The organism is Salmonella sp. SAL03688 (assembly GCF_046551895.1).
In the GTDB taxonomy this organism is placed as follows: domain Bacteria; phylum Pseudomonadota; class Gammaproteobacteria; order Enterobacterales; family Enterobacteriaceae; genus Salmonella; species Salmonella enterica.
Genome location: NZ_JBGDVI010000003.1, coordinates 237,541 through 261,789, shown reverse-complemented (window position 1 = coordinate 261,789; position 24,249 = coordinate 237,541). Strand labels below are relative to the sequence as shown.

The window sequence follows — 24,249 nt, the reverse complement described above, 5'->3', positions numbered from 1 at the left end:
TTCGCTGCAAATGAGGATTAAATGTGAACTGATTCACATTTTTGGTTTTGCTGTTTGTTGAATTTTTGTGATGTGGATCGCAAATTATTTTCATCTGGATTTGAGCAGATGTGATCTGCGGCAGGTTCTACCCCCGACATTTTTTATTGCAAAACAAAGCAATTTCTCACCAGAAAAAATATTTATTTTGTGGTATGGCGAAAACCCCAAACTGCAGTTATGTTCAAAACATCAGCCAGGGTGCATACGGCTGCCGGCATAAAAAACTCTAATTAGCGTGAATTCGAGGCAGGCATGTTTCTAAATTATTTCGCGTTGGGCGTGCTGATCTTCGTTTTTCTGGTTCTGTTTTACGGAATCATCGCCATTCACGATATTCCCTATAACATGGCTAAAAAACGTAACCATCCCCATGCCGATGCCATCCATACTGCGGGATGGGTGAGCCTGTTCACTCTTCATGTTATTTGGCCGTTCCTGTGGATCTGGGCCACGCTCTACCAGCCTGAAAAGGGATGGGGAATGCAGTCACACATCACACCGACCGGAAAGGAGTCAGACCCTGAGATTGCCGCGCTGGCAGCGCGAATCACCCAGTTGGAAAAAAGACTGGATGGGGAGAAAAAAAACGATAACTCCACCTTTCCGGAGATTTAATCATGGATTTGTTGATAGTCCTGACCTATGTGGCCTTTGCCTGGGCCATCTTTAAAATATTCCGTATTCCGGTAAACCAATGGACGCTTGCTACCGCTGCATTAGGTGGGGTGTTCATTGTTGCGGGATTGATTTTATTAATGAACTATAACCACCCGTATACTTTTACGGCGCAAAAAGCGGTTATTTCAATTCCGGTCACTCCGCAAGTCACGGGAATTGTTAGTGAGGTAACAGATAAAAATAATCAGCTAATTAAAAAAGGTGATGTGCTGTTTAAGCTCGATCCGGTACGGTATCAGGCGCGTGTCGACAGGCTGCAGGCTGATCTGGTTACCGCTACGCACAACATCGACAACCTGAAAGCACAGTTGTCGGAAGCGGTCGCCAATACCACCCGTGTATCTGCTGAACGTGACCGTCTGTATAAAGATTATCAACGCTATTTGAAAGGCAGTCAGGCGAAAGTTAACCCGTTCTCTGAAAGCGATATCGATAACGCTCGGCAAAACTATCTGGCACAGGATGCGCTGGTCAAAGGCTCGGTTGCAGAACAGACGCAGATTCAGAGCCAATTAGACAGTATGGTCAACGGTGAGCAATCTCAGGTTGCGTCCCTACGTGCCCAGCTTGCCGAGGCTAAATACAATCTTGAACAGACGGTAGTTCGTGCCCCCAGCAACGGTTATGCCACGCAGATTTTAATTCGTCCGGGGACTTACGCAGCAGCATTACCTTTGCGTCCGGTAATGGTGTTTATTCCTGAACAAAAACGGCAAATCGTGGCGCAATTCCGCCAGAACTCGCTGTTGCGCCTTAAACCAGGCGATGAAGCGGAAGTGGTGTTTAACGCGCTGCCTGGTCAGATTTTCACCGGCAAGCTGACCAGTATTCTTCCTGTCGTTCCGGGTGGTTCTTATCAGGCGCAGGGCGCATTACAGTCCTTAACGGTGGTGCCGGGTACCGATGGCGTGCTGGCCACGATTGAGCTGGATCCGAATGCCGATGTGGATGCGCTGCCGGACGGTATCTATGCCCAGGTCGCAGTCTATTCCGACCATTTCGCCCACGTGTCGGTAATGCGTAAAGTACTGCTGCGCATGACCAGTTGGATGCATTACCTTTATTTGGATCATTGAGACCGTCATCACCTGCCATTTTCAGTGACCTGAGCCATACTAAGCGGTGCCCCACTATCATTGGGCACCGCTTTTTTGTTGGCAAAAAGGACCCGGCATGAAACTCATTGGCAGCTATACCAGCCCTTTTGTGCGTAAAATTTCGATTCTGTTACTGGAAAAGGGCATCACCTTCGAATTTGTGAATGAACTTCCCTACAACGCGGATAGCGGGGTGGCGCGCTATAACCCGTTAGGTAAAGTACCCGCGTTGGTCACCGATGCGGGCGAGTATTGGTTCGATTCGCCGATCATCGCGGAATATATTGAGCTGCTGGATATCGCGCCAGCGATGCTCCCGCGTGACCCGATGGCGGCGCTTAAAGTTCGCCAGCTTGAAGCGTTGGCTGACGGCATTATGGATGCAGCGTTGGTTTCTGTACGCGAACAGGCGCGCCCGGCGGCGCAACAATCGGAAACGGAACTGCTGCGCCAGCGGGAAAAAATCAACCGCAGCCTGGATATGCTCGAAAGTTATCTGAGCGACGGGACACTAAAAACGGATACGGTCAATCTGGCGACTATCGCGATTGCCTGTGCGGTAGGCTATCTCAACTTCCGCCGGGTCGCGCCTGGCTGGTGCGTTAGCCGCCCCCACCTGGTTAAACTGGTCGAAACGCTTTTTCAACGCGAAAGCTTTGCCCGCACCGAAGCGCCAAAGGCTTGACGCGCGTTATGTCCGCCTGAGCAAACTCACGTTACAATCCCCCTTATGTCGATATCCCTCTCCCGCCAGGAGAGGGCCACCAACAGCCAGGCATTTTCATGACAAGCGAAACGCGTACACTCTACAGCCAGCTTCCTGCTATCGATCGCTTATTGCACGATAGCGCTTTTCTTTCTCTGCGCGATCGGTATGGCCATACCCAGGTGGTTGATCTGCTTAGGCGGATGCTTGACGACGCGCGCGACGTCATCCGGAATACGCAAACGCTTCCCGACTGGTACGCAGACTGGGCGCAAGAGGCGAAACTCCGGCTGGAAAATGCGGCGCAAAGCGCGCTGCGCCCGGTGATTAACCTGACGGGGACGGTGCTGCACACCAACCTTGGCCGCGCATTGCAGGCGCAAGAAGCGATTGAGGCGGTAACGCAGGCGATGCGCGCGCCGGTGACGCTGGAATACGATTTAGATGGCGCCGGGCGGGGGCATCGCGACCGGGCGCTGGCGACGCTGTTATGCCGTATCACCGGGGCGGAGGACGCCTGTATCGTCAATAACAATGCGGCGGCGGTATTGCTGATGCTGGCGGCGACAGCCAGCGGCAAAGAGGTAGTGGTTTCGCGTGGCGAACTGGTCGAAATCGGCGGCGCGTTTCGTATTCCGGATGTTATGCGCCAGGCGGGCTGTACGTTGCATGAAGTGGGCACCACCAACCGGACGCACGCGAAAGATTACCGTCAGGCGGTAAATGAAAATACCGGGCTGTTGATGAAGGTGCATACCAGTAATTACAGCATTGAGGGCTTTACCAAAACGGTAGAGGAAGCGGAACTGGCGGAAATCGGGCGAGAGCTGGATATTCCGGTGGTGGCGGATCTGGGCAGCGGTTCGCTGGTGGATTTAAGTCAATATGGCTTACCCAAAGAGCCGATGCCGCAGCAGCTCATTGCCGCAGGCGTCAGCCTGGTAAGCTTCTCCGGCGATAAGTTGCTGGGCGGGCCGCAGGCCGGGATCATCGTCGGCAAAAAAGCGATGATTGCCCAACTGCAAAGCCATCCGCTGAAACGCGCTCTGCGCGCGGATAAAATGACGCTGGCGGCGCTGGAGGCAACGTTACGTCTGTATCTGCACCCGGAAGCGTTGGCGGAGAAATTACCCACGCTGCGTCTGTTAACTCGCAGTGAAGCGTCGATTCGCGAACAAGCGCAGCGGTTACAGGCGCGGCTGGCGGCACGTTACGGCGATGAATTTGCGCTGGAGGTTAAACCCTGCCTGTCGCAAATCGGCAGCGGTTCATTACCGGTAGACCGCCTTCCCAGCGCCGCCATGACCTTTACCCCGCACGACGGGCGCGGTAGTCGGCTGGAGGCGCTGGCGGCCCGCTGGCGCATGCTGCCTGTACCGGTCATTGGCCGAATTTATGATGGCCGTTTATGGCTGGATATGCGCTGTCTTGAAGACGAAAGCCGGTTTATGGAGATGATGCTGAAATGATTATTGCAACTGCCGGACACGTAGACCACGGTAAAACGACGTTGCTCCAGGCGATTACCGGCATTAATGCCGACCGTCTGCCGGAAGAGAAAAAACGCGGGATGACTATCGATCTGGGCTACGCCTATTGGCCGCAGCCGGATGGTCGTGTGCTGGGCTTTATCGATGTGCCTGGGCATGAAAAATTCCTCTCTAACATGCTGGCGGGCGTAGGCGGTATCGATCACGCTTTGCTGGTGGTCGCCTGTGATGACGGCGTCATGGCGCAAACGCGCGAGCATTTACAGATCCTGCAACTGACGGGCAATCTCCAGCTCACCGTCGCGCTGACCAAAGCCGATCGCGTGGACGAGGCGCGTATCGGTGAAGTACGTGAAGAGGTACTGGCGGCGCTCGACAACTATGGCTTCGCCGATACCGTTTTATTTGTCACCGCCGCCAATGAAGGACGCGGTATTGCAGAACTTCGCGCTCATTTACAGCAGCTTCCTGCACGTTCGCACGCCGCGCAGCATCGCTTCCGTCTGGCTATCGACCGTGCGTTTACGGTGAAAGGGGCGGGACTGGTGGTGACCGGAACGGCGCTGAGCGGAGAGGTAAACGTGGGCGATACGCTATGGTTGACCGGCGTTAATACGCCGATGCGCGTACGAAGTCTACACGCGCAAAATCAGCCCACCGACCATGCGTATGCCGGGCAACGTATTGCGCTCAATATTGCGGGCGATGCGGAGAAGGAGCAGCTTAACCGCGGCGACTGGCTGCTTTCGGATGCGCCGGTGGGGGAGGCTTTTTCCCGGGTGATCGTTTCTCTGGCGCTTCATGCGCCGCTTTCCCAATGGCAGCCGCTACATATTCACCATGCCGCCAGCCATGTGACCGGTCGCGTCTCTTTGCTGGAAGGCGGACTGGCCGAGCTGATCTTTGATACGCCGTTGTGGCTGGCCGATAATGACAGACTGGTGCTGCGTGATATTTCCGCACGCGCCACCCTTGCCGGCGCACGCGTGGTGACGCTTAACGCGCCGCGTCGCGGTAAACGTAAGCCAGATTATTTGCACTGGCTTTCAACGCTTGCCGCCGCACAGGACGATAGCGCGGCGTTGGCCATTCATCTGGAACGCGGCGCCGTCAACCTGCCGGATTTCGGTTGGGCGCGTCAGCTTAATCCTGTCGGTATGCGTCAGCTTATTGAGCAACATGGTTTTATCCAGGCCGGAGACAATCTGTTAAGCGCGCCCGTCGCCGCCCGCTGGCAGCGTAAGATTCTTGATACGCTGGCGACCTACCACGAACAGCACCGCGATGAACCGGGGCCGGGACGCGAGCGTTTACGCCGCATGGCCCTGCCAATGGAGGATGAAGCGCTGGTCCTGATGCTGATCGAGCGGATGCGCGACGACGGCCTGATTCATAGCCATCACGGTTGGTTGCATCTGCCGGATCATAAAGCAGGATTTAGCGATGAGCAGCAGGCCGTCTGGCAAAAAGTCGAACCGCTATTTGGCGATGAGCCCTGGTGGGTACGCGATCTGGCGAAAGAGACCGGAACGGAAGAACAATTGATGCGGCTGGTGCTGCGGCAGGCGGCACAGCAAGGCATCATTACCGCGATCGTAAAAGATCGGTACTATCGTAACGATCGGATAGTCGCTTTCGCCAATATGATCCGCGAGCTGGATCAAGAGAGAGGATCAACGTGTGCGGCGGATTTTCGCGACAGGCTGAATGTAGGGCGGAAACTGGCCATTCAGATCCTTGAATATTTTGACCGGATTGGATTTACACGACGTCGTGGGAATGATCATTTATTACGTGATGCGTTATTATTTCCGCAAAAAGAATGAAATGGTTAAATTAAATAACAAATGAAGCAATACAATTATTGCGTTGCTTTTTATTTTTCTGGCTTCTTAAAATAGCCAGCGTGAACCTGTTATCAGGATAATTTCACCCATATTCTATGCGCCTTACTCAGGCGACTCACGACGAGATTGTGGAAATTTATCGCGCGGGAATGTAACGCCTTTGCCCGGTGGCGCGGACGCTTACCGGGCCTGCGTAGACGATGCAGGCCGGATAAGGCGTAACTCGTTAGCTTCGGGCGAGCTTTTGCTGCGCCAGCCAGACGGCGCCCAGCCTGCCCGCCTGATTTCCCAGTTGGCAGGGCTGAATCGGCACCTGGAGCGCCTCCCACATTTCAAACGTTTCAAGATGCCGCGTCAGGAGCGGGTAGAGCTTTTCCTGTTCGCTTATTCCTCCGCCGATCAGCACCACGCCCGGATCAAACATAGAGATCACGCTGTAAACGCCGCGTGACAGATAACGCGCCCAGTCATTGACCGCCTCACGCAGATGAACATCGGTCGCCATTCGTTCGAAGATCACATCCGCAGGCGGCATCTCTTCGGCGGGCAGCGCCAGCGCCTGGCGGCACGACGCCATTAATCCGCTGGTTGACGCGATTTTATGCATACTTTCGCCATTATTCCCGACCGGCATGACGCCGAATTCACCGGCATGGAAATGTGCGCCGCGATACAGTTCTCGTCCGACGATAATACCGCCGCCAATGCCGGTTCCAATGGTGATACAGACCATGTTTTCATAATGCTGCCCGGCGCCTCGCCACATTTCGCCCAGCGCCGCGCAGTTCGCGTCGTTCTCCACGACCAGCGGCAGATCGGTTAGCCCGCTGAACAACTCCATCAGGTTGACGTCATCCAGGTAAGCCAGCGCGCCCGCTTTTGCCGCATGACCGTTATGGGGATTAATATGGCCGGGGAAACTGACCCCGATTGCCGCAATGTCATAGTCCTGTTGGCAACGCGCCACCACATCCTGCCATTTGCGGGTAAACGTGGAGGCGTCCTCTGGCGTATCGAATTGATAATGGGTTAATTCTTCGCCGTCACTGTTAATCACGCCATATTTGACGTGAGTTCCTCCCACATCAATGCCGATATATTGCTGCATAGTGTTCTCCGTACGTTAAACAGGCACCTGTTTAGTATGGCTAAAACCAGACGGAGAAACGTAAAGGAAAGTAATTCGTGATTGCTGTCGTAAAGCGGGAAACCATTGGCGAAAAATTCACCAGTACCGTCTACCCTTGTGGAGTACCTTTACAATAAGGAGTTGGTCATGACGAACAATCCCCCTTCAACACGTATTCAGCCAGGTGAATACGGGTACCCACTGAAGTTAAAAGCCCGCTATGACAATTTTATTGGCGGTGACTGGGTTGCGCCCGCCGACGGCGAATATTATCAAAACCTGACGCCAGTGACCGGCCAGCCGCTATGTGAAGTCGCTTCCTCCGGTAAAAAAGATATCGATTTAGCGCTCGACGCCGCGCATAAGGCGAAAGATAAGTGGGCGCATACGTCAGTACAAGACCGTGCCGCTATCTTGTTTAAGATCGCCGATCGGATGGAACAAAACCTCGAGCTGTTGGCGACAGCGGAAACCTGGGATAACGGTAAACCGATTCGTGAAACCAGCGCCGCCGACGTACCGCTGGCGATCGATCATTTCCGCTATTTCGCCTCCTGTATACGTGCGCAGGAGGGCGGGATCAGCGAAGTTGATAGCGAAACCGTGGCCTACCATTTTCACGAACCGCTTGGCGTCGTGGGACAGATAATCCCGTGGAACTTTCCGTTGTTGATGGCAAGCTGGAAAATGGCGCCAGCGCTGGCGGCGGGTAACTGCGTGGTGCTTAAACCGGCACGCCTGACGCCGCTTTCCGTTCTGCTGTTAATGGAAGTCATTGGCGATCTGTTACCGCCGGGCGTCGTCAACGTCGTGAACGGCGCGGGCGGCGAGATCGGCGAATATCTGGCGACCTCGAAACGTATCGCGAAGGTGGCGTTTACCGGTTCGACGGAAGTGGGTCAACAGATCATGCAGTACGCCACGCAGAACATTATTCCGGTGACGCTGGAGTTAGGCGGCAAGTCGCCCAATATCTTCTTCGCCGACGTGATGGATGAGGAAGATGCGTTCTTTGATAAAGCGCTGGAGGGATTTGCCCTGTTTGCCTTTAACCAGGGCGAGGTGTGTACCTGTCCAAGCCGTGCGCTGGTCCAGGAGTCCATCTATGAGCGCTTTATGGAGCGCGCTATTCGCCGGGTAGAGAGCATTCGCAGCGGGAACCCGCTAGATAGCGGTACACAGATGGGGGCGCAGGTCTCCCACGGCCAGCTTGAGACTATCCTCAATTATATCGATATCGGTAAAAAAGAGGGGGCCGATATTCTGACCGGTGGGCGACGCAAGGAACTGGATGGCGAACTTAAAGAGGGCTATTACCTTGAGCCTACCATTCTGTTTGGTAAGAATAATATGCGCGTCTTTCAGGAGGAGATCTTTGGCCCGGTGCTGGCGGTAACCACCTTTAAAACCATGGAGGAGGCGCTGGAAATCGCTAACGATACCCAATACGGCCTGGGCGCTGGCGTCTGGAGCCGCAACGGCAATCTGGCCTATAAGATGGGGCGCGGCATTCAGGCCGGGCGCGTATGGACCAACTGCTATCACGCCTATCCGGCACATGCTGCGTTCGGCGGCTATAAGCAGTCGGGCATCGGGCGCGAAACTCATAAGATGATGCTGGAACACTACCAGCAAACCAAGTGCCTGCTGGTGAGCTATTCCGATAAGCCGCTGGGGCTGTTCTGACGCAAGAGGTAATGCCCGATGGCGCTGCGCTTATCGGGCCTACCGCATTGATATCAGCCTGGTGGTCATGTCTGATGGCGCTTCGCTTATCAGGCCTACCGCATTGATATTAGCCTGGTGGTAATGCCCGATGGCGCTGCGCTTATCGGGCCTACCGCGTTGATATTAGCCTGGTGGTCATGTCTGATGACGCTTCGCTTATCGGGCCTACAAAAATTCATCGCAATATACTGATATTGCAAATCTTGTAGGCCGGATAAGGCGCAGCCGCCATCCGGCACAGTATTACCGCTCGTTAACCCAAATCCGCATTTCTCCCTCGCCACGGTTGGCCCAGCTAAACCACGGAATGAACGTTAGCGTCTGCGGCTGGCGCGATGACGGCGCGTTATCGTAGTGCCACAACGCCTGATGCTGCGCATCTGGGGCGCTTTGCTTCTCGCCTTCAGCCTGAATCAGCATCTTATGCGCAAAAAGCCCTTTGCCCTCAAAGACCCGGAACTCACTCTCTTTCGGTAGCCACAGATTATGCAGTTCTTCGCCGTTATCGGCCTGCTCAAGGCAATAGACCAGCGGCCCGCGCTGAATGGCAACCTTACCGGCGACGTGACGCGCCAGCGGATTGCCATACACGCGGCGAACCGGCATCGGCAGCGTCAGGGTTATCGTATCGCCCTCCTGCCAGGTTCGACGGATATGCAGATAACCTTTGCGAATATCCTGCTCCACTTCCAGCCCGTTGAGCGTCACTTTTGCCGCAGGGCACCAGTCCGGCAGACGTAGCGCCAGCGTGTGACGTACCGGCTGCACAGAGTCGATGGCAATCTTCACCTGCTCATGCCACGGGTAGTTCCCGCTGATTCGCAGTTTGAGCGCGCCATTTTCAACGGGTATTTCCATGCTGTTACCCACGTACATATTGATGTACAGCGCATCCGCACGCGGCGTGTAGATGTAGTGACCAAGAGAGGTGAGCACGCGGGCGATGTTCGGCGGGCAGCAGGCGCAGCCAAACCAGCGCTGGCGGATGGGCTTAACGTGATCGTAAATATGGTTGAATTTTAACGATTTTGGATGCACTTCCAGCGGGTTGACGTAGAAGAAATGCTTGCCATCCAGCGCCATACCGCCGAGGACGGTGTTGTACAGCGCGCGCTCCATCACGTCGGCGTACTGGCTATCGGCTTCCATTTCCAGCATCCGGCGGGCGAACATCATCAGGCCGATTGAAGCGCAACTTTCCGCATAGACCGAATCATTCGGTAAATCGTAATCGCTGCTAAAGGCTTCGCCGCTGCTCTGGGAACCGATGCCTCCGGTGATATATAGCTGACGCTGCGCCATATTTTTCCACAGGCGCAGGCAGTCCTGGCGTTTGCCTTCATCGTTGCTCAGGCGAGCGAGATGCGCCACGCCAGTCATCAGATAGACAAAACGTACCGCGTGGCCAATGGCCGTCTGCTGCTGCGAAATTGGCAGATGCGCCTGGCTGTAGGCTTTGTCTTTGACCATCCACGCCGGGCCGTAGGTATGCCAGTACGAGGTTTGGCCGCGTTTTTCGTACTCTTCGTCGTAGAAGTGCGGTTGGGTGCCGCGCTGTCCGATAAAGTAGCTTGCCAGCATCATATAGCGCGGCTGCTCTGTTACCTCATACAGACGCATCAGCGCCAGCTCAATTTCCGGGTGGCCCGGATAGCCGTGCAGCTGATTTTCGCCAGGGCCGAAAGTGCTGTCGATATGATCGGCCAGGCGACAAACGACGTCTAGCAGCCGACGCTTACCGGTGGCCTGAAAGAAGGCGACGCCCGCTTCAATCAGATGTCCGGCGCAATAAAGCTCGTGGCACTCCGCCAGGTTGCTCCAGCGTTCTTGCGGGGCTTTTGCCGTAAAGTACGTATTGAGATAGCCATCGTCACACTGCGCGGCGGCCACCAGTTCAATCACCTCATCGGCGGTTTTCTCAAGCGCGGGATCGGGCTTCTGGCACAGTGACCAGGCAACCGCTTCCAGCCATTTCGCCACGTCGCTGTCCTGAAAGACCATGCCGTAAAAGTCGCCCGTCTGCTGGCCTGCGGCAATGCGGAAATTTTCAATGGCATGGCTGGGTTCAGCCTCTGGAATACGATCGTTTAACGCATCCCACTGGTAAGGAATAACCACATCGCGAACCAGTTGTTGATACTGTCCGAGGAACGGATCGCTGACCGTCAGTTTATGCAGATCGACTTCCAGTACGTTCATTTCGTGCTCCTTAAGGCTGTAGAGGTCATAGATATTCCTCGCTGACGGGGTATTTTATGGCAGTAATTTTTATTTTCGCGTTATGACTTGATTCATTTTGCCCGGATAGCGGTGAGCGACAAGGCGATAAAAGAGTAAAAAAAGATGACGATTCCGACCCGTATTTAAAAATGTGAGATGGATCGAGTGAAATGACTATTTTTAGTTAATAATCAAAAGCTAATATGAAATACGGTGCTGAATGAGCGGGAAATGACCTATTAATGCTCGAATTATCCATAACATTACCGATTAAAGTCCAAAACGGCGGATTATTTATTTCTCGCGGCATTGGGCGTCATCCTGCCAGGCGTCTGCAATCGTGGGAAATTATATTTGTGGAAAAAGGCTGCCTGAAAATTCAGGAAGAAGAATGTGTTTTCTGTGTCGAAGCCGGGGAAAGCCTGTTGCTTTGGCCGCATCGCCGCCATATTGGCGTTGAGGAGTTTCCCGCCGATCTTAAATTTTACTGGCTCCATTTTGAGGTCAAAGCGCCGGACAGCGACCCGCGCTGGCTGACGCATCTTTCCGTGCCGCAGCATACCCAGGTTGCCGATCCGCAGGCGCTGATTGCGCTTTTTCGCCAGTTTATGAACGAGCAGGAAAAGCACCAGCGCAGCCCGGCGCTGGAGTTCATCGTGCTGCTGATTTTGCAGCAGCTCACCGTTGATGCCCGGCAGAATGAAAACGCCGAGGCCGCTGGCGTGTCGCTGGCCTGGAAAGTACAGCAGTTGATTCGAACGCACTATCACCTGCCGCTTTCCAGCTCGGTTCTGGCGAAAGAACTGCATTGCAATGTGGATTATCTGGGACGCGTTTATCGGCGGGTATTTCACCTTACGCTAACGGAAGCCATCCACCGCCAGCGGGTGCGCGAGGCGGAAAAGTTGCTGATTAGCGACGCGCGTTCGTTAAAAGAGGTGGCGGAGCGGTGCGGTTTTAATGACGTTGGTTACTTTCGCCAGATCTTCCGCAAGCACACCGGCCTGACGCCTACCGCCTGGAAGCGGCGCTACAGTAAGGAACACGTTAATTCTTGAGTATAATCTTTGGCCCTCTGACAACGCGGTTGCAAACTGAATGTCCGATGGCGCTTTGCTTATCGGTCCTACAAGAGTTCATCACAACGTATTGATATTGAAAATCTTGTAGGTCGGATAAGGCGCAGCCGCCATCCGACACAGGCTGTGACTGTCGGCATTACTGCCCGTAATAGGCATTCGCGCCGTGTTTACGCAGATAGTGTTTATCGAGCAGTTCAGGCTGCATATCCGGTAGCTGCGGGGCCAGCTGGCGCGAGAACAGCCCCATATAGGCGCACTCCTCAAGCACCACGGCGTTGTGGACGGCATCGGCGGCATTTTTACCCCAGGCAAACGGGCCGTGCGAATGAACCAATACCACCGGGATTTGCGCCGGATCCAGACCGCGCTCTTCAAAGGTTTTAATAATCACCTCGCCGGTCTGATACTCGTACTCGCCGTTAATTTCCTCAACGGTCATCAGTCGGGTACAGGGGATCGCGCCATAGAAATAGTCGGCGTGGGTGGTGCCCCAGGCGGGCAGATCGAGCCCGGCCTGCGACCAGATCGTCGCATGGCGGGAATGGGTATGAACGATCCCGCCGATCTGCGGATAGCGGCGATAGAGCGCCAGATGGGTCGCGGTATCGGACGACGGTTTTTTGTTGCCTTCAACGACCTTACCGCTGGCGATCTCTACCACCACCATATCGTCGGCGGTCATCACCTCATATTCAACGCCGGAAGGCTTGATGACCATCAGTTTGCGCGTCTCATCGATCGCGCTGACGTTGCCCCAGGTAAAGGTGACCAGCCCGTGCGCCGGGAGGGCCAGGTTGGCCGCCAGCACCTCGGCTTTCAGTTGCTCTAACATGTGAAACCTCCTTCCTGCATCCGTGATTCAATCCAGCGGCGGGCCTGGATAATTTCCAGCACCGGCTCGCTGGCTTTCTCTGTCCACATCTCAATCAGAAATGAACCGCGATAGTTCAGCTCATGCAGCGTTTTGAAGATGCCGACAAAATCAACGCATCCTTCGCCAAACGGCACGTCGCGGAACTGGCCGGGGCTGTCACCGGTCACTGGCAGCGTGTCTTTCAGGTGGATAGCGGCGATACGGTCGATACCCAGCTTCAGCTCGGCGGTCACGTCGTTCCCCCAGGCGCTGAGGTTGCCGACGTCTGGATAAACGGTGAACCACGGTGACGAAAGCATCTCGTCCCACTTTTTCCACTTGCTGATGGAGTTCATAAACGCGGTATCCATGATCTCCACTGCCAGCATCACCTGCGCCGCTGCGGCCTGTTCCACCGCCCACGCCAGCCCTTCGGCGAAACGCTGCTGGGTGCCTTCGTCGTGCTCTTCGTAATAGACGTCGTAACCTGCCAGCTGGATGGTGCGGATCCCCAGGTCGCGCGCCAGGCGAATGGCTTTGGTCATGATTTCACGCGCCCGCTCGCGTACCGCTTCGTCGCGGCTGCCAAAAGGGAATCGACGATGGGCGGAGAGGCACATCGACGGGATGGCGACGCCGCTTTCCAGCATCGCGCTCACCAGAGATGCGCGCTGAGCCGAGGTCCATTCGAGGCGCGAAAGGCGTTCATCCGTTTCATCCACCGACATCTCGACAAAATCAAAACCGCAGCTTTTTGCCAGCACCAACCGCTCTGGCCAACTGAGATCTTTCGCCAGTGCTTTCTCGTAAATACCTAATGGATGATTACGCATGCTTTTCTCCCCAAATGGCGTCAATTTGGGCGTGGAATTCGGCGGCGACCTGCGCCGGATGGGCGGCACCTGCCAGCGCGCGTCCGGCGATAAATGCCTTGACGTTAATGTCGCGGAACAGCGGCAGATCGGCAGGGGTAATGCCGCCGGTAATCGATAGCTCAAGGCCGATGTCGGACAACGCCTTCATGCGCGCCAGATCCGCCTCGCCCCACTGCTGCCCGCTGGCCTGCGCGTCGCGTCCGCGGTGGTAAATCGCCTGGCGAACCCCGACGCGATACCAGTCTCGGGCATCGTCCAGCGTCCAGTTGCCGAACAGCTCTATCTGAATTTCACCGCCGCAGGCCTGCGCAACGGCGTGGCCTTTCTCGACCGTGGCGAGCGGAGCAGCACAGATAATAGTCATCCAATTGGCACCTGCTCCAAAGGCCTGCTGCGCCAGGGTTTCACCGGCATCGGCCACCTTCCAGTCGGCGACGATGATTTTATCCGGGCACTGGGCGCGCAGGGCTTTCACCGCGCTAAGGCCTTCGGTTAAACAGAGGATTGTGCCAGCTTCGACAATATCGACATGATCCTGTAGCAGGGCGACATCGCGCTGGGCTGCTTCCAGGCTGGTGTGGTCAAGCGCCAGTTGCAGTAATGGTCGGCTCATAATGCGTGCTCCTTAATACGGGCGTGATAGCCCTGTAGTGCGGTAATCAAATCCTGGTATTGGCGGTATTTACGCTGATAGAGGGCGTGCGCGGCCATGTCCGGCAGCAGCGTGCGCACCGGGTGCCGGAGGTCGCGTTGGGCCTCGCGGAAATTGCGATATACGCCGGTGCCGACGCGGGCAGCCAGCGCCGCGCCGAAGCAGCCGGTCTCCTCAACCTGCGGCAGCTCGATGCGCAGGCCGCTGACGTCCGCCAGCATCTGCATCCAGACGTCGGAGTGGGCCGGTCCGCCGGTAACGCGCAGGGCGCAAACCTCGGTAAAGCGTTCACGCATGCGGTTGAGGTGGGTCATATGGCTGAAGACCACGCCTTCATAGAGCGCCTGTAGCAGGTGCGCGCGGTTGTGCAGCGCCTGCATGCCGTAAAAGCCGCAGGTCATCTCCAGCCCGGCATTGCTGCCGTAGAGAAACGGCAGAAAAAAGAGGTCGCTACCGGCTTTCGGCAGGCTGGCAACCGCCTGGTTGATCTCATCAAAAGAGAGGTCGCCCCACTGGGCGGTGAACCATTCAAGGTTGCCGGAAGAGGTCGGGCTGGCTTCGTGAACGATATACTGCCCGTCATTGACGTAGCGGCCATAGACGTAAGGGTGGGCCTCATGGTCGCGCAGGCCGTGAGCGATGCCGCTGGTGACGGCCCAGGTACCCATCACCGCATTGAGGGTCGATTCATCCTCAATACCGGCGCAAAGGGCGGTGGAAACCACGTCAAACAGGCCGCCGACGACGGGGGTACCCGCCGCCAGACCGGTGATGGCGGCTGCCTGAGCGGTGATCTCCCCGCATATTTCGGCTGAACCCACCACGGGGGGCAGCGCGCTGTCGATTTCACTGATGCCCAGCCACTCGGTCAGACGCGGGTCGTACTGGCCCGTCGCCATGTTGTAGAGGTTGGACTCGGAGATGTTGCTCTCCTCACAGCCTTTCACGCCGGTTAAGCACCAGCGCAGATAGTCATGCGTCATCATTACGCAGCCTATCTGCGCGTAGCGCTGCGGCTCATTCTCTTTTACCCAGCGTAAAAGGGAGACCGGATGCCCGGTCCATAGAGTTTGTCGGGTCAGCGGGTAGAGTTTTTGCGGAACCGCTTCTTTTTGCCAGCGCTGGACAATTTCCATGGCGCGACGGTCGGAAGAGAGTATCGCTTTACCTAATGGCCGATCGCTTTTATCTAACAGGAACAGGCCCTTACCCTGAGCGGAAATACCCAGACCGCGGATTTGTGAGCCGCTCACCCCCGTGTGCGCCAGCAGTTTGCTGATGACCGAGCCGCACTGTTGCCACAGTTCGGTCATATCGCGTTCAACCCAGCCTGGCTGCGGGCTTAAAGCGTGCAGCGGCAGGCGTTGCACCGCTACTTCCCGGCCTGCGCCATCGTACAACCCGGCTTTTAGCCAACTCCCACCACAATCTAACCCCAGCCAGTAATTGCTCATGACTTATTGCACCTCGTCCACGGCTTTCAGGAGGTCAGCGCCCTGCGGGTTGTCTTTCAGGAACATATCGCGCACCTGGCTGCCCAGCGCATCGCTGAAGGCTTTACGGTCGATATCGGTCAGGACTTCAACTCCGGCTTCTTTCATGCCATCGATAATTTTTTGCTGATCTTCGGCGACCAGTTTGCGCTGGTAGTCACCCGCTTCTTTGGCGGAACTCAGCAGTGCCTCCTGGAGCTGCGGGCTTAAAGCGTCGAATTTGGCTTTATTGATCACCAGCAGCAGAGGCGAATAGGCGTGATGAGTGAGGGAGAGATATTTCTGTACCTCATAGAATTTCGCTGACCACACGACGTTGATAGGGTGTTCCTGGGCATCAATCGTACGGGTTTCGAGGCCGGTATAGACTTCGGAGAATGGCATCGGAATAGGGTTCGCGCCGAAGATTTTAAAGGCCGCGATATTCATTGGGCTGTTGTTAGTGCGGATTTTTAAGCCTTTCAAATCGCCCGGCGTTTTTACCGGCGCGCGGGAGTTGGTGACGTCGCGCCAGCCGTTTTCCCAGTAGGCGAGGACTTTTAACCCTTTTGAATCGAGTGATTTTTTCAGTTCATCGCCGACTTTACCGTCGAGCGTTTTATGCGCATGCGCGGTATCGCGAAACAGGAAGGGGACATCAAGTAAGTTGAATACAGGGGCCAGACCGGTGAAATTGTTCGAACCGGACATTTCCATATCAATGGTTCCGCCGCGCACCCCGCTGATCATTGCCTGGGCGTTACCTAATGTGCTGTCAGGAAAGAGTTTTAGCGTTAATTCGCCGTTGGTTTTTTCTTTTAATAATTCGTTAAATTTTTTCGCGGCAATATGTTGGGAGTCAGTTTGCGGTGTTTCATAACCAAAACGTAAAGATTGCGCCGCCAGAGACGACACGCTGAAAACCGTCAGACCAGCTATCAATAATGAACGAGCAATAACGTGTAATTTCATAATATTATCCTTTAATTAATCCATTTAAGCGGTGTGATAATTAGCTCGGGAATAAAAATAAATAAAACCAGCAGCGACATCAGTACGACAACGTAAGGGAATACGCCTCTTACCGCGTCATCAAATTTCAATTTTGCTACCCCGGAAATAACGTTGAGGACGTTGCCAACGGGCGGTGTGATTAATCCAATAGAGCAGTTAATAATGAACATGACGCCGAAATAAATCGGATCAATATTGGCTTCTTTAACTAATGGCAATAATACAGGGGTAAGAATTAACACCGTTGGCGTTAAGTCCATCACCATACCGACGACCATAATTGAGATCATAATGACGATAAATAAGAGTCGCGGAGAGTCGACCAGCGGCTGCAGCAAATCTGACACCATCATGGGTAATTCCGCGATCGTAATCAGCCAGGCGGATACCTGGGCCGCGGCCACCAGAAACATGACGACTGACGTCGTTTTGGCGGCATTGACCAGCACGTGGTAGAGACTGGAAAACGTTAATTCCCGATAGATAACCACGGCGACAAAGAGGGCGTAAAACGCGGCGACCGCCCCTGCCTCCGTTGGCGTGAAAAGTCCGGAACGGAAGCCGCCGATAATAATCACCGGTAAAAACAGCGCCCAGATACCTGAAACCAATGATTGCCAGATTTCACGCGGTGTTGCTTTGGGCTGAGAAGGGAGATTTAATCGCCCGGCCTGCCACCACCAGGTGAGCATAAGCGCCGCGCCCATCATGATGCCCGGTGCGATCCCGGCCATAAACAGCTTGCTGATCGACAAGCCGCTGGAAACGCCGAAGATAATAAAAGGAATCGAGGGGGGAATAATTGGCGCAATGATCCCGCCGGAAGCGATTAACCCAACGGAGCGGTTGATCGGGTAGTTTGCGGAGCGCATCATCGGCACCAGCAGCGCGGCGACCGCAGCGGTATCTGCTACCGCAGAGCCGGAAAGGCTGGCCATAATCATTGCCGCAATAACGCCCACGTAGCCCAGGCCGCCGGGCTTATGGCCGACCAGCTTCATCGGCAGGTCGACAATTCGCTTTGACAGGCCGCCCGCGTTCATGATTTCACCGGCCAAAACAAAAAAGGGAATGGCCAGCAGGGAGAAACTGTCCGCGCCGTTAACCAGGGTTTGCGCCATAATCTGCACGTCAAACATATCCAGGTATGCCATCAGAGCAGCGCCGCAAAGCAGCAGCGACCAGGCGATGGGTAAACCTATCGCGATCCCGCCGAGCAGGCAGCAGAGAAATATCACCACGGCCATGATTAGGCTCCTTGCTGTGGTTGTTGAAAGGAATCGTTACGCGTTATTAAGTGATAAAGCCGACGCAGCTTGATTAACGCGATAGCAACGCTTGTGGGCAGACAGGCGATATACATCAGGCCGATCGGTAAACCGAGGATTGGCGAGTGATCGCTCCAGTCCTGCAACGCTTTTTGCAGGCTGCCCCAGCCTAATGCGAGGCATAACAATAAAATCAGCGAATGTGTCAGCAGCGAGAGTCGACGCTGATTCGCTGGCGAAAGTTTTTCCACCACAAAAGTGACCTGAACGTGAGCGTTATCCATAAATGCAACGATGGCGCCAATAAACGTCAGCCATACAAATAGATAACGTGATAGTTCATCTACCGACAAAATACTGCTCTCAAAACCGTAACGTAAAATAACGTTAATAAATACAATGCAGGAAAGTACGGCAATTAATACCGCAAGTATGCCCTCAAGTACCCGCTTCATAACGACTCCATCAGGTTATAGAAACTTATTTCTTTCGATGCTGAATAGTGGAACTTAATTTCTTATGTTTGGTTTATATTAGGTCGGCGCAACGTTGAGTTGCAGGCCGAGAATTAAGGTGATGATGTTTAATTCAGGTTAGCGGCGTGTGGCCTTTTTCATCATGTTAATACCATCGCGTAATATATTGATGCGGTGATTAATATCGGCGCTGGCATTGATTTCCAACAATTTAATACCGGTAAACTGCAACAGTTCGGGAGCTGCGGCGGTAATCAGTTCTTTAACATGTTTCTCCGTCATCAGGCTTTGTGGACAGAAAGGTGCAAACGGAGCATGGAGGTCCTGCCATTCGCCGTATTCTCCATCCAGCGTTGTACCGGAGAACATCAGCGCCCCGAGTTTTCCAGCCTGTTTGGCCTGCTGCGTGTGGATCAGCGGTAGAGAGGTATCCCGCCCTTCAATAGCCGAGCGCGCCCAGTTAATGCAGACGCTTATGTCATAGTCGGCAATAGTTTCCAGTACGTTTACCAACGGTAAGAATCCTTTGCGCGGTGCGGGGCCGGTCATCGCGTCGCAGTGTTCAAGCACCAGGTCGCAGGACCAGTCCCAGTTGGCAATCTTTTTTAATGAGCGCGCAAAGGCGTCGGTTGCTTGCGCCACGTTCGGATTGCCCGCCAGCGGGGCGGCATGAAGCTCAAGGGCTATAACTTTGCCGGGGGTTTTCGCATTGAGTTTATTTATCTTCTGATAAAGATGACGGTAGTATTCCACGCAGGCTTTACGCTGTTCCTCGTCACTGGACGCTAATCCAAAACCGCCGTTTTCGCTACGGCGACGCATGGTTTCCATTATCGCGGTGACCACGATTTGCCAGTTTCCCGGTGTATGGCGCAATAACCACTCGTCGCCGAGCGGGTGAAGATGTTCAAGACAAGGCTGCTCCAGCCCCCGGATATCCGGAGTATCAGAGAGTTGCCGCCAGAATTCCGTCTCTTCCTCTTCACTCTTCTGGTGAAATGAGGGTGCACAAGGGTACGCACCGATAATATAACCGGTATTATTCTTCATTTTGTGCTCCAGTAAACTCTATTTTATAAAACGTCTATGGCGACTTTTACGACTATTTTCCGTATCGGCGTAGCAATGCTTTTATTACAACCGGGACGATGAACATCCTGCGGGAAAAACAGGGCATAACTTCCCGGTATCATTTCAATGAATGATTCATGTTCACTGTCGTGATAAAAAATAATATCGCGCTGTTCTAATAATGACTCGCTGATTTGATTATTACCGGTATCAATGGCAACCCCAATTTTCTCTTCACCCCATGCCAGAAACTGAATATCCAGATAGCGGCGATGGACTTCCGGACGATTTTCAGCAGCATCGCGGGTGGTCATATCGATAATCTGCGCGAAGATATTTTTGCCGTCGATTTCCACTACGCCAGGTTCCAGCGTGCGAAAGTCCGTATTGCGCAGGAAATCGAGCGCCTGCTCTATGGCCGACGGTAGCCGGCACGGATTAGGCTGCGCAATATGTCCAAAAATCATGATGTGGCTCCTTACAGCGCCTGAATTTTGGCCCAGACGCTGTCGTCAATGGTGATACCGTGACGGCGGTTGTCATCCAGCAATTTGGTAAATTCGTGGCCGGGCAGCCGAATCGCGACGTTGTCGTCGGCGCGTTCAGCAGTGGTGATGAAATCCATAATCCGCTGCAGTTTGGCATCGCGGGTTGCGCCATCGATCAGCTTATCCACTTCTATGGCGATGAAGATCTGCGAAACGCCATATTCATCGCTGTTTTCCTGGGTCACTTCGGCAACGGAAGAGCCGTTGGAAAGCAGGGTGGCAATCATGTCCAGCACAATCGACAGACCAGATCCTTTCCAGTAACCCATTGGTAAAATGCGGCGATTTTTCTCGATAACGCCCGGTTCTTTGGTCAACTGACCGTTATCGTCGAAACCGCCATCCACCGGCAGTTCGCGGCCCGCCAGACGGTTAACTTCTAACATTCCGTAGGAGAACATCGACATCGACATATCCACCATCGTGATCGGCGTAGACGGGATGGCGACGATCAGCGGATTGGTACCGATACGGCACTCTTTCGCCCCCCACGGCGGCATGACGGCGATGGAGTTGGTCCAGCAAATGCCGATATAGCCTTTTTCCGCCGCCTGCCAGCCGTAGCTGCCGCCGCGCATCCAGTGGTTAGCATTACGTAACGCCACCAGGCCAATACCATGATCGGAAGCCAGCTCGATGGCCCGGTCCATCATCTTTTTCGCCGTCAGGTTGCCGATAGCGCGCTGAGCATCCCACTGTTCGATGGCGCCGAGGCTGGTAACCCGCTGCGGTTTAGCATCAGGAATAATGTCGCCGTTATCCAGTTGCTGGATGAAGCGAGGAAAGCGGTTCACGCCGTGGGAATAGACACCGGACTCGGTGGTGCGAGCGAACATTTCCGCGCACTCGTCGGCGGTATCTTCCGCAATATTCCGCGACCGCAAGACGCGGTAGAAGGCCCCTTTTAACTCTTCGAAAGTTACTTTCATCCCTGTTCTCCTGGTCGATTGTTAGAAATTTTAGTATGTTTTTTTGTCGATAAATTTCATAATGCGAAATCTAGTTCCAAATATATAGATCAAAAATTGACATGGCAACGCCAGATAAGGTTTTTAAAAACGATTAAAATCATTGGGTTATGTTTTTTATGCTGATATCGTGAACTGCAACACACTTTGAGCTACCATCTGATCGCCCAAGAAAGGAGAGAGTTTTCTGATGAGCCAGAACAACGATAAAGAGAAGCCTGCGGGGAGTCAGAGCCTGTTTCGTGGCCTGATGTTGATAGAAATTTTGAGTAACTACCCGAACGGTTGCCCGCTGGCGCACCTGTCGGAGCTGGCGGGGTTGAACAAGAGTACCGTCCATCGGTTGTTGCAGGGGCTTCAATCCTGCGGATACGTGACGCCAGCGCCGGCGGCCGGAAGCTACCGTCTGACGACAAAGTTTATTGCCGTCGGCCAAAAAGCCCTGTCATCGCTGAATATCATCCACGTTGCGGCACCGCACCTTGAGGCGCTCAACCTGGCCACCGGCGAGACGGTGAATTTTTCCAGCCGTGAAGATGATCACGCTATCCTGATTTATAAGCTGGAACCGACCACCGGTATGCTGCGCACGCGTGCCTACATTGGCCAGCATATGCCGCTGTACTGCTCGGCGATGGGGAAAATTTATATGGCGTTTGGTCAGCCGGATTATGTGGCGTCTTACTGGGAAAGCCATAAAGATCAGATCCAGCCGCTGACTCGTAATACCATTACCGATTTACCAGCAATGTACGATGAGCTGGCGCAAATTCGTGAAACCAGCATGGCGATGGATCGCGAAGAAAATGAACTGGGCGTTTCCTGTATTGCTGTGCCTGTGTTTGATATTCACCATCGAGTGCCTTACGCCATTTCTATTTCACTGTCGACGTCACGGCTAAAACAGATCGGCGAGAAAAATCTGCTCAAACCGTTGCGTGAAACCGCACAGGCTATCTCTAATGAGCTGGGATTTACCGTTCGCGAATAAGACAGCTCACCAGGTTTTATCAGGCATCTGACAAAATTTGTCCGTTTGCATAGTGGGATCAAAGCGGCGGGGAATGGCTCTCTGGCATTCTGGCGTTTTAACGCAGGGGGAGAACAATGAACCGGTTTATTATGGCGGATGCGTCGGCGTGTATCGGGTGTCGTACCTGCGAGGTCGCCTGCGTGGTGTCGCACCAGGAACAGCAGAATAGCGCGGCGGTGACGACGGCGGACTTTGTGCCGCGTATCCGGGTGATAAAAGAGGATAGCTTCACCACGGCCACGGTCTGCCATCAGTGTGAGGACGCGCCGTGCGCGAATGTCTGCCCGGTACAGGCGATTCGCCGTGATCGGGGGCATATCTTCGTGACGCCATCGCGCTGCATTGGTTGTAAAAGCTGTATGCTGGCTTGCCCGTTTGGTGCGATGACCGTGGTGGCGTCCGCGTCAGGCGCGCAGGCGATTAAATGCGATCTTTGCTGGCATCGTGAAGCGGGGCCGGCGTGCGTGGAAGCCTGCCCGACCAGTGCGTTACAGTGCGTTGACGCAGCACACGTGCAGCGCCAGCGCCTCTATTCTCAACCTTTCTGAACGTCGTTCCGGCCTGCATGATGGCCGGAATAGCCGTCAGCCTTCACGCCAGGCGCGTTCTATCTCTTCTGCCAGAATTTTTACGCCCGCCTCGATTTTGTCCGGTTCAGGCACGTAGTTCATCCGCATACACTGGTGTGTGTGCGGCCAGGGTTTATCCAGTCCGGGAAAGAAATAGTGGCCTGGCACCATCAGCACGCCGCGCGCTTTCAAGCGCTGATAGAGTAGCTCGGTGGTAATCGGCAGATCTTTAAACCACAGCCACAAAAATATTGCGCCTTCCGGTTTATGAATCAGGCAGCGTTCTTCGGATAAATAGCGACGAATGATCGCGATAGTCTGTTGAACGCGCTGATAGTAGAAAGGTTTGATAACCGTTTCCGACAGCCGCAGCAGATCGTTACGCTTAATCATTTCGCACATCATCGCCGGACCCATGCCGCCGGGCGCAAGGCTGATAATGCCGTTCATGTTGGCAATGGCGGAAATCGTCTTATCATTGGCGATGATAATCCCGCAGCGGGAACCGGGCAGCCCCAGCTTCGAGAGGCTCATGCATAGGATAATATTGGGGTTCCACAGCGGGCGCGCCTCGCTAAAGATAATGCCCGGAAACGGTACACCGTAAGCGTTATCAATCACCAGTGGGATGTTGTGCTGATTCGCCAGTCTGTCCAGCTTCATCAGCTCTTCGTCGGTGATAACGTTACCGGTTGGGTTGGTCGGGCGCGAGACGCAAATCATCCCCGTTTCTTCGCCGATGTGCAGATGCTCAAAATCGACGTGATACTTAAACTGGCCTTCCGGCAGCAGCTCAATATTTGGGCGCGCCGAAACGAAGAGGTCGTCTTCCAGACCGGAATCCGCATAGCCGATGTATTCCGGCGCAAGCGGGAATAGTACCTTTTTCGTACTGCCATCGGCGCGACGTCCGGCGAAGAGATTAAATAAGTAGAAAAACGCGCTCTGACTGCCATTTGTCAGCGCAATATTCTGTGGTTCGATATCCCATCCCAGCGTTTCACGTAGCAGTACGGCCAGTGCATTCAGTAACGCCGTTTTTCCCTGGGGACCGTCATAATTACAAAGCGCATCAGCGGCTTTGCCGCTTTCTACCATATCTGTCAGTAGCGTCTGGAAATAATCCTGCATTGCAGGGATATGTGCCGGGTTACCGCCGCCAAGCATGATGGCGCCTGGCGTGCGTAAGCCGTCGTTGAGATCCTCCATCAGGCGGGTAATGCCTGAATGGCGGGTAAATTTATCGCCGAAAAGTGAAAATGTCATAACGGGTGATCTATCGAACTGTCTGTCAAAGTGGATAACCATAACGCTACAAATGGCGGGGCGCAAATGGGGGTCAGGCGGTGGTGTTGATGTTTTATGCTACAAATTTTTATCAGGTTAGTTTTTTATTTTGAAGGGGCTACCGGTACGCAAGGGAACCGGTAG

Annotated in this window: 22 protein-coding genes; 9 read left to right on the top strand and 13 right to left on the bottom strand. The window is 54.3% G+C overall.

From position 1 onward, the window contains the following. The first annotated feature begins 294 nt into the window (after positions 1–294). The 5 genes from ACLJR2_RS04655 to selB all read left to right on the top strand — a co-directional run bounded on the left by ACLJR2_RS04655 (position 295) and on the right by selB (position 5,839). Positions 295–657, top strand: coding sequence for a DUF3302 domain-containing protein (locus tag ACLJR2_RS04655; RefSeq protein ID WP_000479642.1), 363 nt, complete (start codon positions 295–297; stop codon positions 655–657). 2 nt (positions 658–659) lie between these two features. After that, positions 660–1,796, top strand: a complete 1,137-nt coding sequence (locus tag ACLJR2_RS04650; RefSeq protein WP_000364909.1) for an HlyD family secretion protein — start codon at positions 660–662, stop codon at positions 1,794–1,796. A 97-nt stretch (positions 1,797–1,893) separates the two neighbouring features. Continuing rightward, complete coding sequence (locus tag ACLJR2_RS04645; protein WP_000766677.1) at positions 1,894–2,502, top strand: glutathione S-transferase; 609 nt, start codon at positions 1,894–1,896, stop codon at positions 2,500–2,502. 98 nt (positions 2,503–2,600) lie between these two features. Next, positions 2,601–3,992, top strand: a complete 1,392-nt coding sequence (gene selA / locus ACLJR2_RS04640; protein WP_000200187.1) for an L-seryl-tRNA(Sec) selenium transferase — start codon at positions 2,601–2,603, stop codon at positions 3,990–3,992. Next, the gene (gene selB, locus ACLJR2_RS04635; protein ID WP_000582373.1) at positions 3,989–5,839 is read left to right on the top strand and encodes a selenocysteine-specific translation elongation factor; all 1,851 of its coding nucleotides are present in this window, start codon (positions 3,989–3,991) and stop codon (positions 5,837–5,839) included. Before selA ends, selB begins: the two co-directional genes overlap by 4 nt. 247 nt (positions 5,840–6,086) lie before the next feature. On the opposite strand, the gene ACLJR2_RS04630 is transcribed toward selB, so the two are convergent. Beyond that, positions 6,087–6,968: an ROK family protein gene (locus tag ACLJR2_RS04630; RefSeq protein ID WP_001188282.1), complete on the bottom strand. Its 882-nt coding sequence runs from the start codon at positions 6,966–6,968 to the stop codon at positions 6,087–6,089. 168 nt (positions 6,969–7,136) lie between these two features. Here ACLJR2_RS04630 and aldB point away from each other — a divergent pair, with 168 nt between their 5' ends. Next, positions 7,137–8,675, top strand: a complete 1,539-nt coding sequence (aldB, locus tag ACLJR2_RS04625; protein ID WP_000183988.1) for an aldehyde dehydrogenase AldB — start codon at positions 7,137–7,139, stop codon at positions 8,673–8,675. Positions 8,676–8,960: 285 nt separating this feature from the next. On the opposite strand, the gene ACLJR2_RS04620 is transcribed toward aldB, so the two are convergent. Next, positions 8,961–10,916, bottom strand: a complete 1,956-nt coding sequence (locus tag ACLJR2_RS04620; RefSeq protein ID WP_001101505.1) for a glycoside hydrolase family 127 protein — start codon at positions 10,914–10,916, stop codon at positions 8,961–8,963. Between the two features lie 263 nt (positions 10,917–11,179). On the opposite strand from ACLJR2_RS04620, the gene ACLJR2_RS04615 reads away from it, so the two are divergent. Continuing rightward, positions 11,180–11,995 (top strand): helix-turn-helix domain-containing protein, encoded by an 816-nt coding sequence (locus ACLJR2_RS04615; RefSeq protein ID WP_000891808.1) that lies wholly within the window; start codon positions 11,180–11,182, stop codon positions 11,993–11,995. 160 nt (positions 11,996–12,155) lie between these two features. Here the strand turns inward: ACLJR2_RS04615 and araD are convergent, their stop codons facing one another. The 10 genes from araD to yiaK form a co-directional block, all read right to left on the bottom strand. Further along, positions 12,156–12,851 (bottom strand): L-ribulose-5-phosphate 4-epimerase, encoded by a 696-nt coding sequence (gene araD, locus ACLJR2_RS04610; RefSeq protein ID WP_000893163.1) that lies wholly within the window; start codon positions 12,849–12,851, stop codon positions 12,156–12,158. Then, positions 12,845–13,705, bottom strand: a complete 861-nt coding sequence (locus ACLJR2_RS04605; RefSeq protein ID WP_001244040.1) for an L-ribulose-5-phosphate 3-epimerase — start codon at positions 13,703–13,705, stop codon at positions 12,845–12,847. Before ACLJR2_RS04605 ends, araD begins: the two co-directional genes overlap by 7 nt. Then, on the bottom strand, positions 13,698–14,360 hold the full coding sequence (ulaD, locus tag ACLJR2_RS04600) for a 3-keto-L-gulonate-6-phosphate decarboxylase UlaD (protein ID WP_000089524.1): 663 nt from the start codon (positions 14,358–14,360) through the stop codon (positions 13,698–13,700). The genes ACLJR2_RS04605 and ulaD overlap by 8 nt, the downstream gene beginning before the upstream one ends. Further along, positions 14,357–15,853: an FGGY-family carbohydrate kinase gene (locus ACLJR2_RS04595; RefSeq protein WP_000074080.1), complete on the bottom strand. Its 1,497-nt coding sequence runs from the start codon at positions 15,851–15,853 to the stop codon at positions 14,357–14,359. The genes ulaD and ACLJR2_RS04595 overlap by 4 nt, the downstream gene beginning before the upstream one ends. Before the next feature lie 3 nt (positions 15,854–15,856). Next, on the bottom strand, positions 15,857–16,843 hold the full coding sequence (gene yiaO / locus ACLJR2_RS04590) for a 2,3-diketo-L-gulonate TRAP transporter substrate-binding protein YiaO (protein WP_000766341.1): 987 nt from the start codon (positions 16,841–16,843) through the stop codon (positions 15,857–15,859). 11 nt (positions 16,844–16,854) lie between these two features. Continuing rightward, positions 16,855–18,132 (bottom strand): 2,3-diketo-L-gulonate TRAP transporter large permease YiaN, encoded by a 1,278-nt coding sequence (gene yiaN / locus ACLJR2_RS04585; RefSeq protein WP_000301822.1) that lies wholly within the window; start codon positions 18,130–18,132, stop codon positions 16,855–16,857. 2 nt (positions 18,133–18,134) lie between these two features. Then, positions 18,135–18,608 carry a 2,3-diketo-L-gulonate TRAP transporter small permease YiaM gene (yiaM, locus tag ACLJR2_RS04580; RefSeq protein ID WP_000832317.1) on the bottom strand — a complete coding sequence of 158 codons (474 nt, stop codon included), beginning with the start codon at positions 18,606–18,608 and terminating at the stop codon, positions 18,135–18,137. Positions 18,609–18,746: 138 nt separating this feature from the next. Next, the gene (locus ACLJR2_RS04575; protein WP_000794987.1) at positions 18,747–19,679 is read right to left on the bottom strand and encodes a DUF4862 family protein; all 933 of its coding nucleotides are present in this window, start codon (positions 19,677–19,679) and stop codon (positions 18,747–18,749) included. Positions 19,680–19,702: 23 nt separating this feature from the next. After that, positions 19,703–20,167, bottom strand: coding sequence for a YhcH/YjgK/YiaL family protein (locus tag ACLJR2_RS04570; protein ID WP_000576100.1), 465 nt, complete (start codon positions 20,165–20,167; stop codon positions 19,703–19,705). 11 nt (positions 20,168–20,178) lie between these two features. Next, positions 20,179–21,177 (bottom strand): 3-dehydro-L-gulonate 2-dehydrogenase, encoded by a 999-nt coding sequence (yiaK, locus tag ACLJR2_RS04565; protein ID WP_000869012.1) that lies wholly within the window; start codon positions 21,175–21,177, stop codon positions 20,179–20,181. Positions 21,178–21,406: 229 nt separating this feature from the next. Here yiaK and yiaJ point away from each other — a divergent pair, with 229 nt between their 5' ends. Next, positions 21,407–22,207 (top strand): IclR family transcriptional regulator YiaJ, encoded by an 801-nt coding sequence (yiaJ, locus tag ACLJR2_RS04560; RefSeq protein ID WP_000081338.1) that lies wholly within the window; start codon positions 21,407–21,409, stop codon positions 22,205–22,207. Between the two features lie 116 nt (positions 22,208–22,323). Further along, a complete protein-coding gene (locus ACLJR2_RS04555; RefSeq protein WP_001078817.1) occupies positions 22,324–22,797 on the top strand; it encodes a 4Fe-4S dicluster domain-containing protein in 474 nt (157 codons plus the stop codon). A gap of 36 nt (positions 22,798–22,833) precedes the next feature. Here the strand turns inward: ACLJR2_RS04555 and avtA are convergent, their stop codons facing one another. Beyond that, positions 22,834–24,084, bottom strand: a complete 1,251-nt coding sequence (gene avtA, locus ACLJR2_RS04550) for a valine--pyruvate transaminase (RefSeq protein ID WP_000144379.1) — start codon at positions 24,082–24,084, stop codon at positions 22,834–22,836. Positions 24,085–24,249 lie beyond the last annotated feature (165 nt).

Excerpts from the sequence above, each read along its gene's own strand:
- ACLJR2_RS04655 (WP_000479642.1), top strand. The coding sequence starts at position 295 with ATGTTTCTAAATTATTTCGCGTTGGGCGTGCTGATCTTCGTTTTTCTG.
- ACLJR2_RS04650 (WP_000364909.1), top strand. The coding sequence starts at position 660 with ATGGATTTGTTGATAGTCCTGACCTATGTGGCCTTTGCCTGGGCCATC.
- ACLJR2_RS04645 (WP_000766677.1), top strand. The coding sequence starts at position 1,894 with ATGAAACTCATTGGCAGCTATACCAGCCCTTTTGTGCGTAAAATTTCG.
- selA (WP_000200187.1), top strand. The coding sequence starts at position 2,601 with ATGACAAGCGAAACGCGTACACTCTACAGCCAGCTTCCTGCTATCGAT.
- selB (WP_000582373.1), top strand. The coding sequence starts at position 3,989 with ATGATTATTGCAACTGCCGGACACGTAGACCACGGTAAAACGACGTTG.
- ACLJR2_RS04630 (WP_001188282.1), bottom strand. The coding sequence starts at position 6,968 with ATGCAGCAATATATCGGCATTGATGTGGGAGGAACTCACGTCAAATAT.
- aldB (WP_000183988.1), top strand. The coding sequence starts at position 7,137 with ATGACGAACAATCCCCCTTCAACACGTATTCAGCCAGGTGAATACGGG.
- ACLJR2_RS04620 (WP_001101505.1), bottom strand. The coding sequence starts at position 10,916 with ATGAACGTACTGGAAGTCGATCTGCATAAACTGACGGTCAGCGATCCG.
- ACLJR2_RS04615 (WP_000891808.1), top strand. The coding sequence starts at position 11,180 with ATGCTCGAATTATCCATAACATTACCGATTAAAGTCCAAAACGGCGGA.
- araD (WP_000893163.1), bottom strand. The coding sequence starts at position 12,851 with ATGTTAGAGCAACTGAAAGCCGAGGTGCTGGCGGCCAACCTGGCCCTC.
- ACLJR2_RS04605 (WP_001244040.1), bottom strand. The coding sequence starts at position 13,705 with ATGCGTAATCATCCATTAGGTATTTACGAGAAAGCACTGGCGAAAGAT.
- ulaD (WP_000089524.1), bottom strand. The coding sequence starts at position 14,360 with ATGAGCCGACCATTACTGCAACTGGCGCTTGACCACACCAGCCTGGAA.
- ACLJR2_RS04595 (WP_000074080.1), bottom strand. The coding sequence starts at position 15,853 with ATGAGCAATTACTGGCTGGGGTTAGATTGTGGTGGGAGTTGGCTAAAA.
- yiaO (WP_000766341.1), bottom strand. The coding sequence starts at position 16,843 with ATGAAATTACACGTTATTGCTCGTTCATTATTGATAGCTGGTCTGACG.
- yiaN (WP_000301822.1), bottom strand. The coding sequence starts at position 18,132 with ATGGCCGTGGTGATATTTCTCTGCTGCCTGCTCGGCGGGATCGCGATA.
- yiaM (WP_000832317.1), bottom strand. The coding sequence starts at position 18,608 with ATGAAGCGGGTACTTGAGGGCATACTTGCGGTATTAATTGCCGTACTT.
- ACLJR2_RS04575 (WP_000794987.1), bottom strand. The coding sequence starts at position 19,679 with ATGAAGAATAATACCGGTTATATTATCGGTGCGTACCCTTGTGCACCC.
- ACLJR2_RS04570 (WP_000576100.1), bottom strand. The coding sequence starts at position 20,167 with ATGATTTTTGGACATATTGCGCAGCCTAATCCGTGCCGGCTACCGTCG.
- yiaK (WP_000869012.1), bottom strand. The coding sequence starts at position 21,177 with ATGAAAGTAACTTTCGAAGAGTTAAAAGGGGCCTTCTACCGCGTCTTG.
- yiaJ (WP_000081338.1), top strand. The coding sequence starts at position 21,407 with ATGAGCCAGAACAACGATAAAGAGAAGCCTGCGGGGAGTCAGAGCCTG.
- ACLJR2_RS04555 (WP_001078817.1), top strand. The coding sequence starts at position 22,324 with ATGAACCGGTTTATTATGGCGGATGCGTCGGCGTGTATCGGGTGTCGT.
- avtA (WP_000144379.1), bottom strand. The coding sequence starts at position 24,084 with ATGACATTTTCACTTTTCGGCGATAAATTTACCCGCCATTCAGGCATT.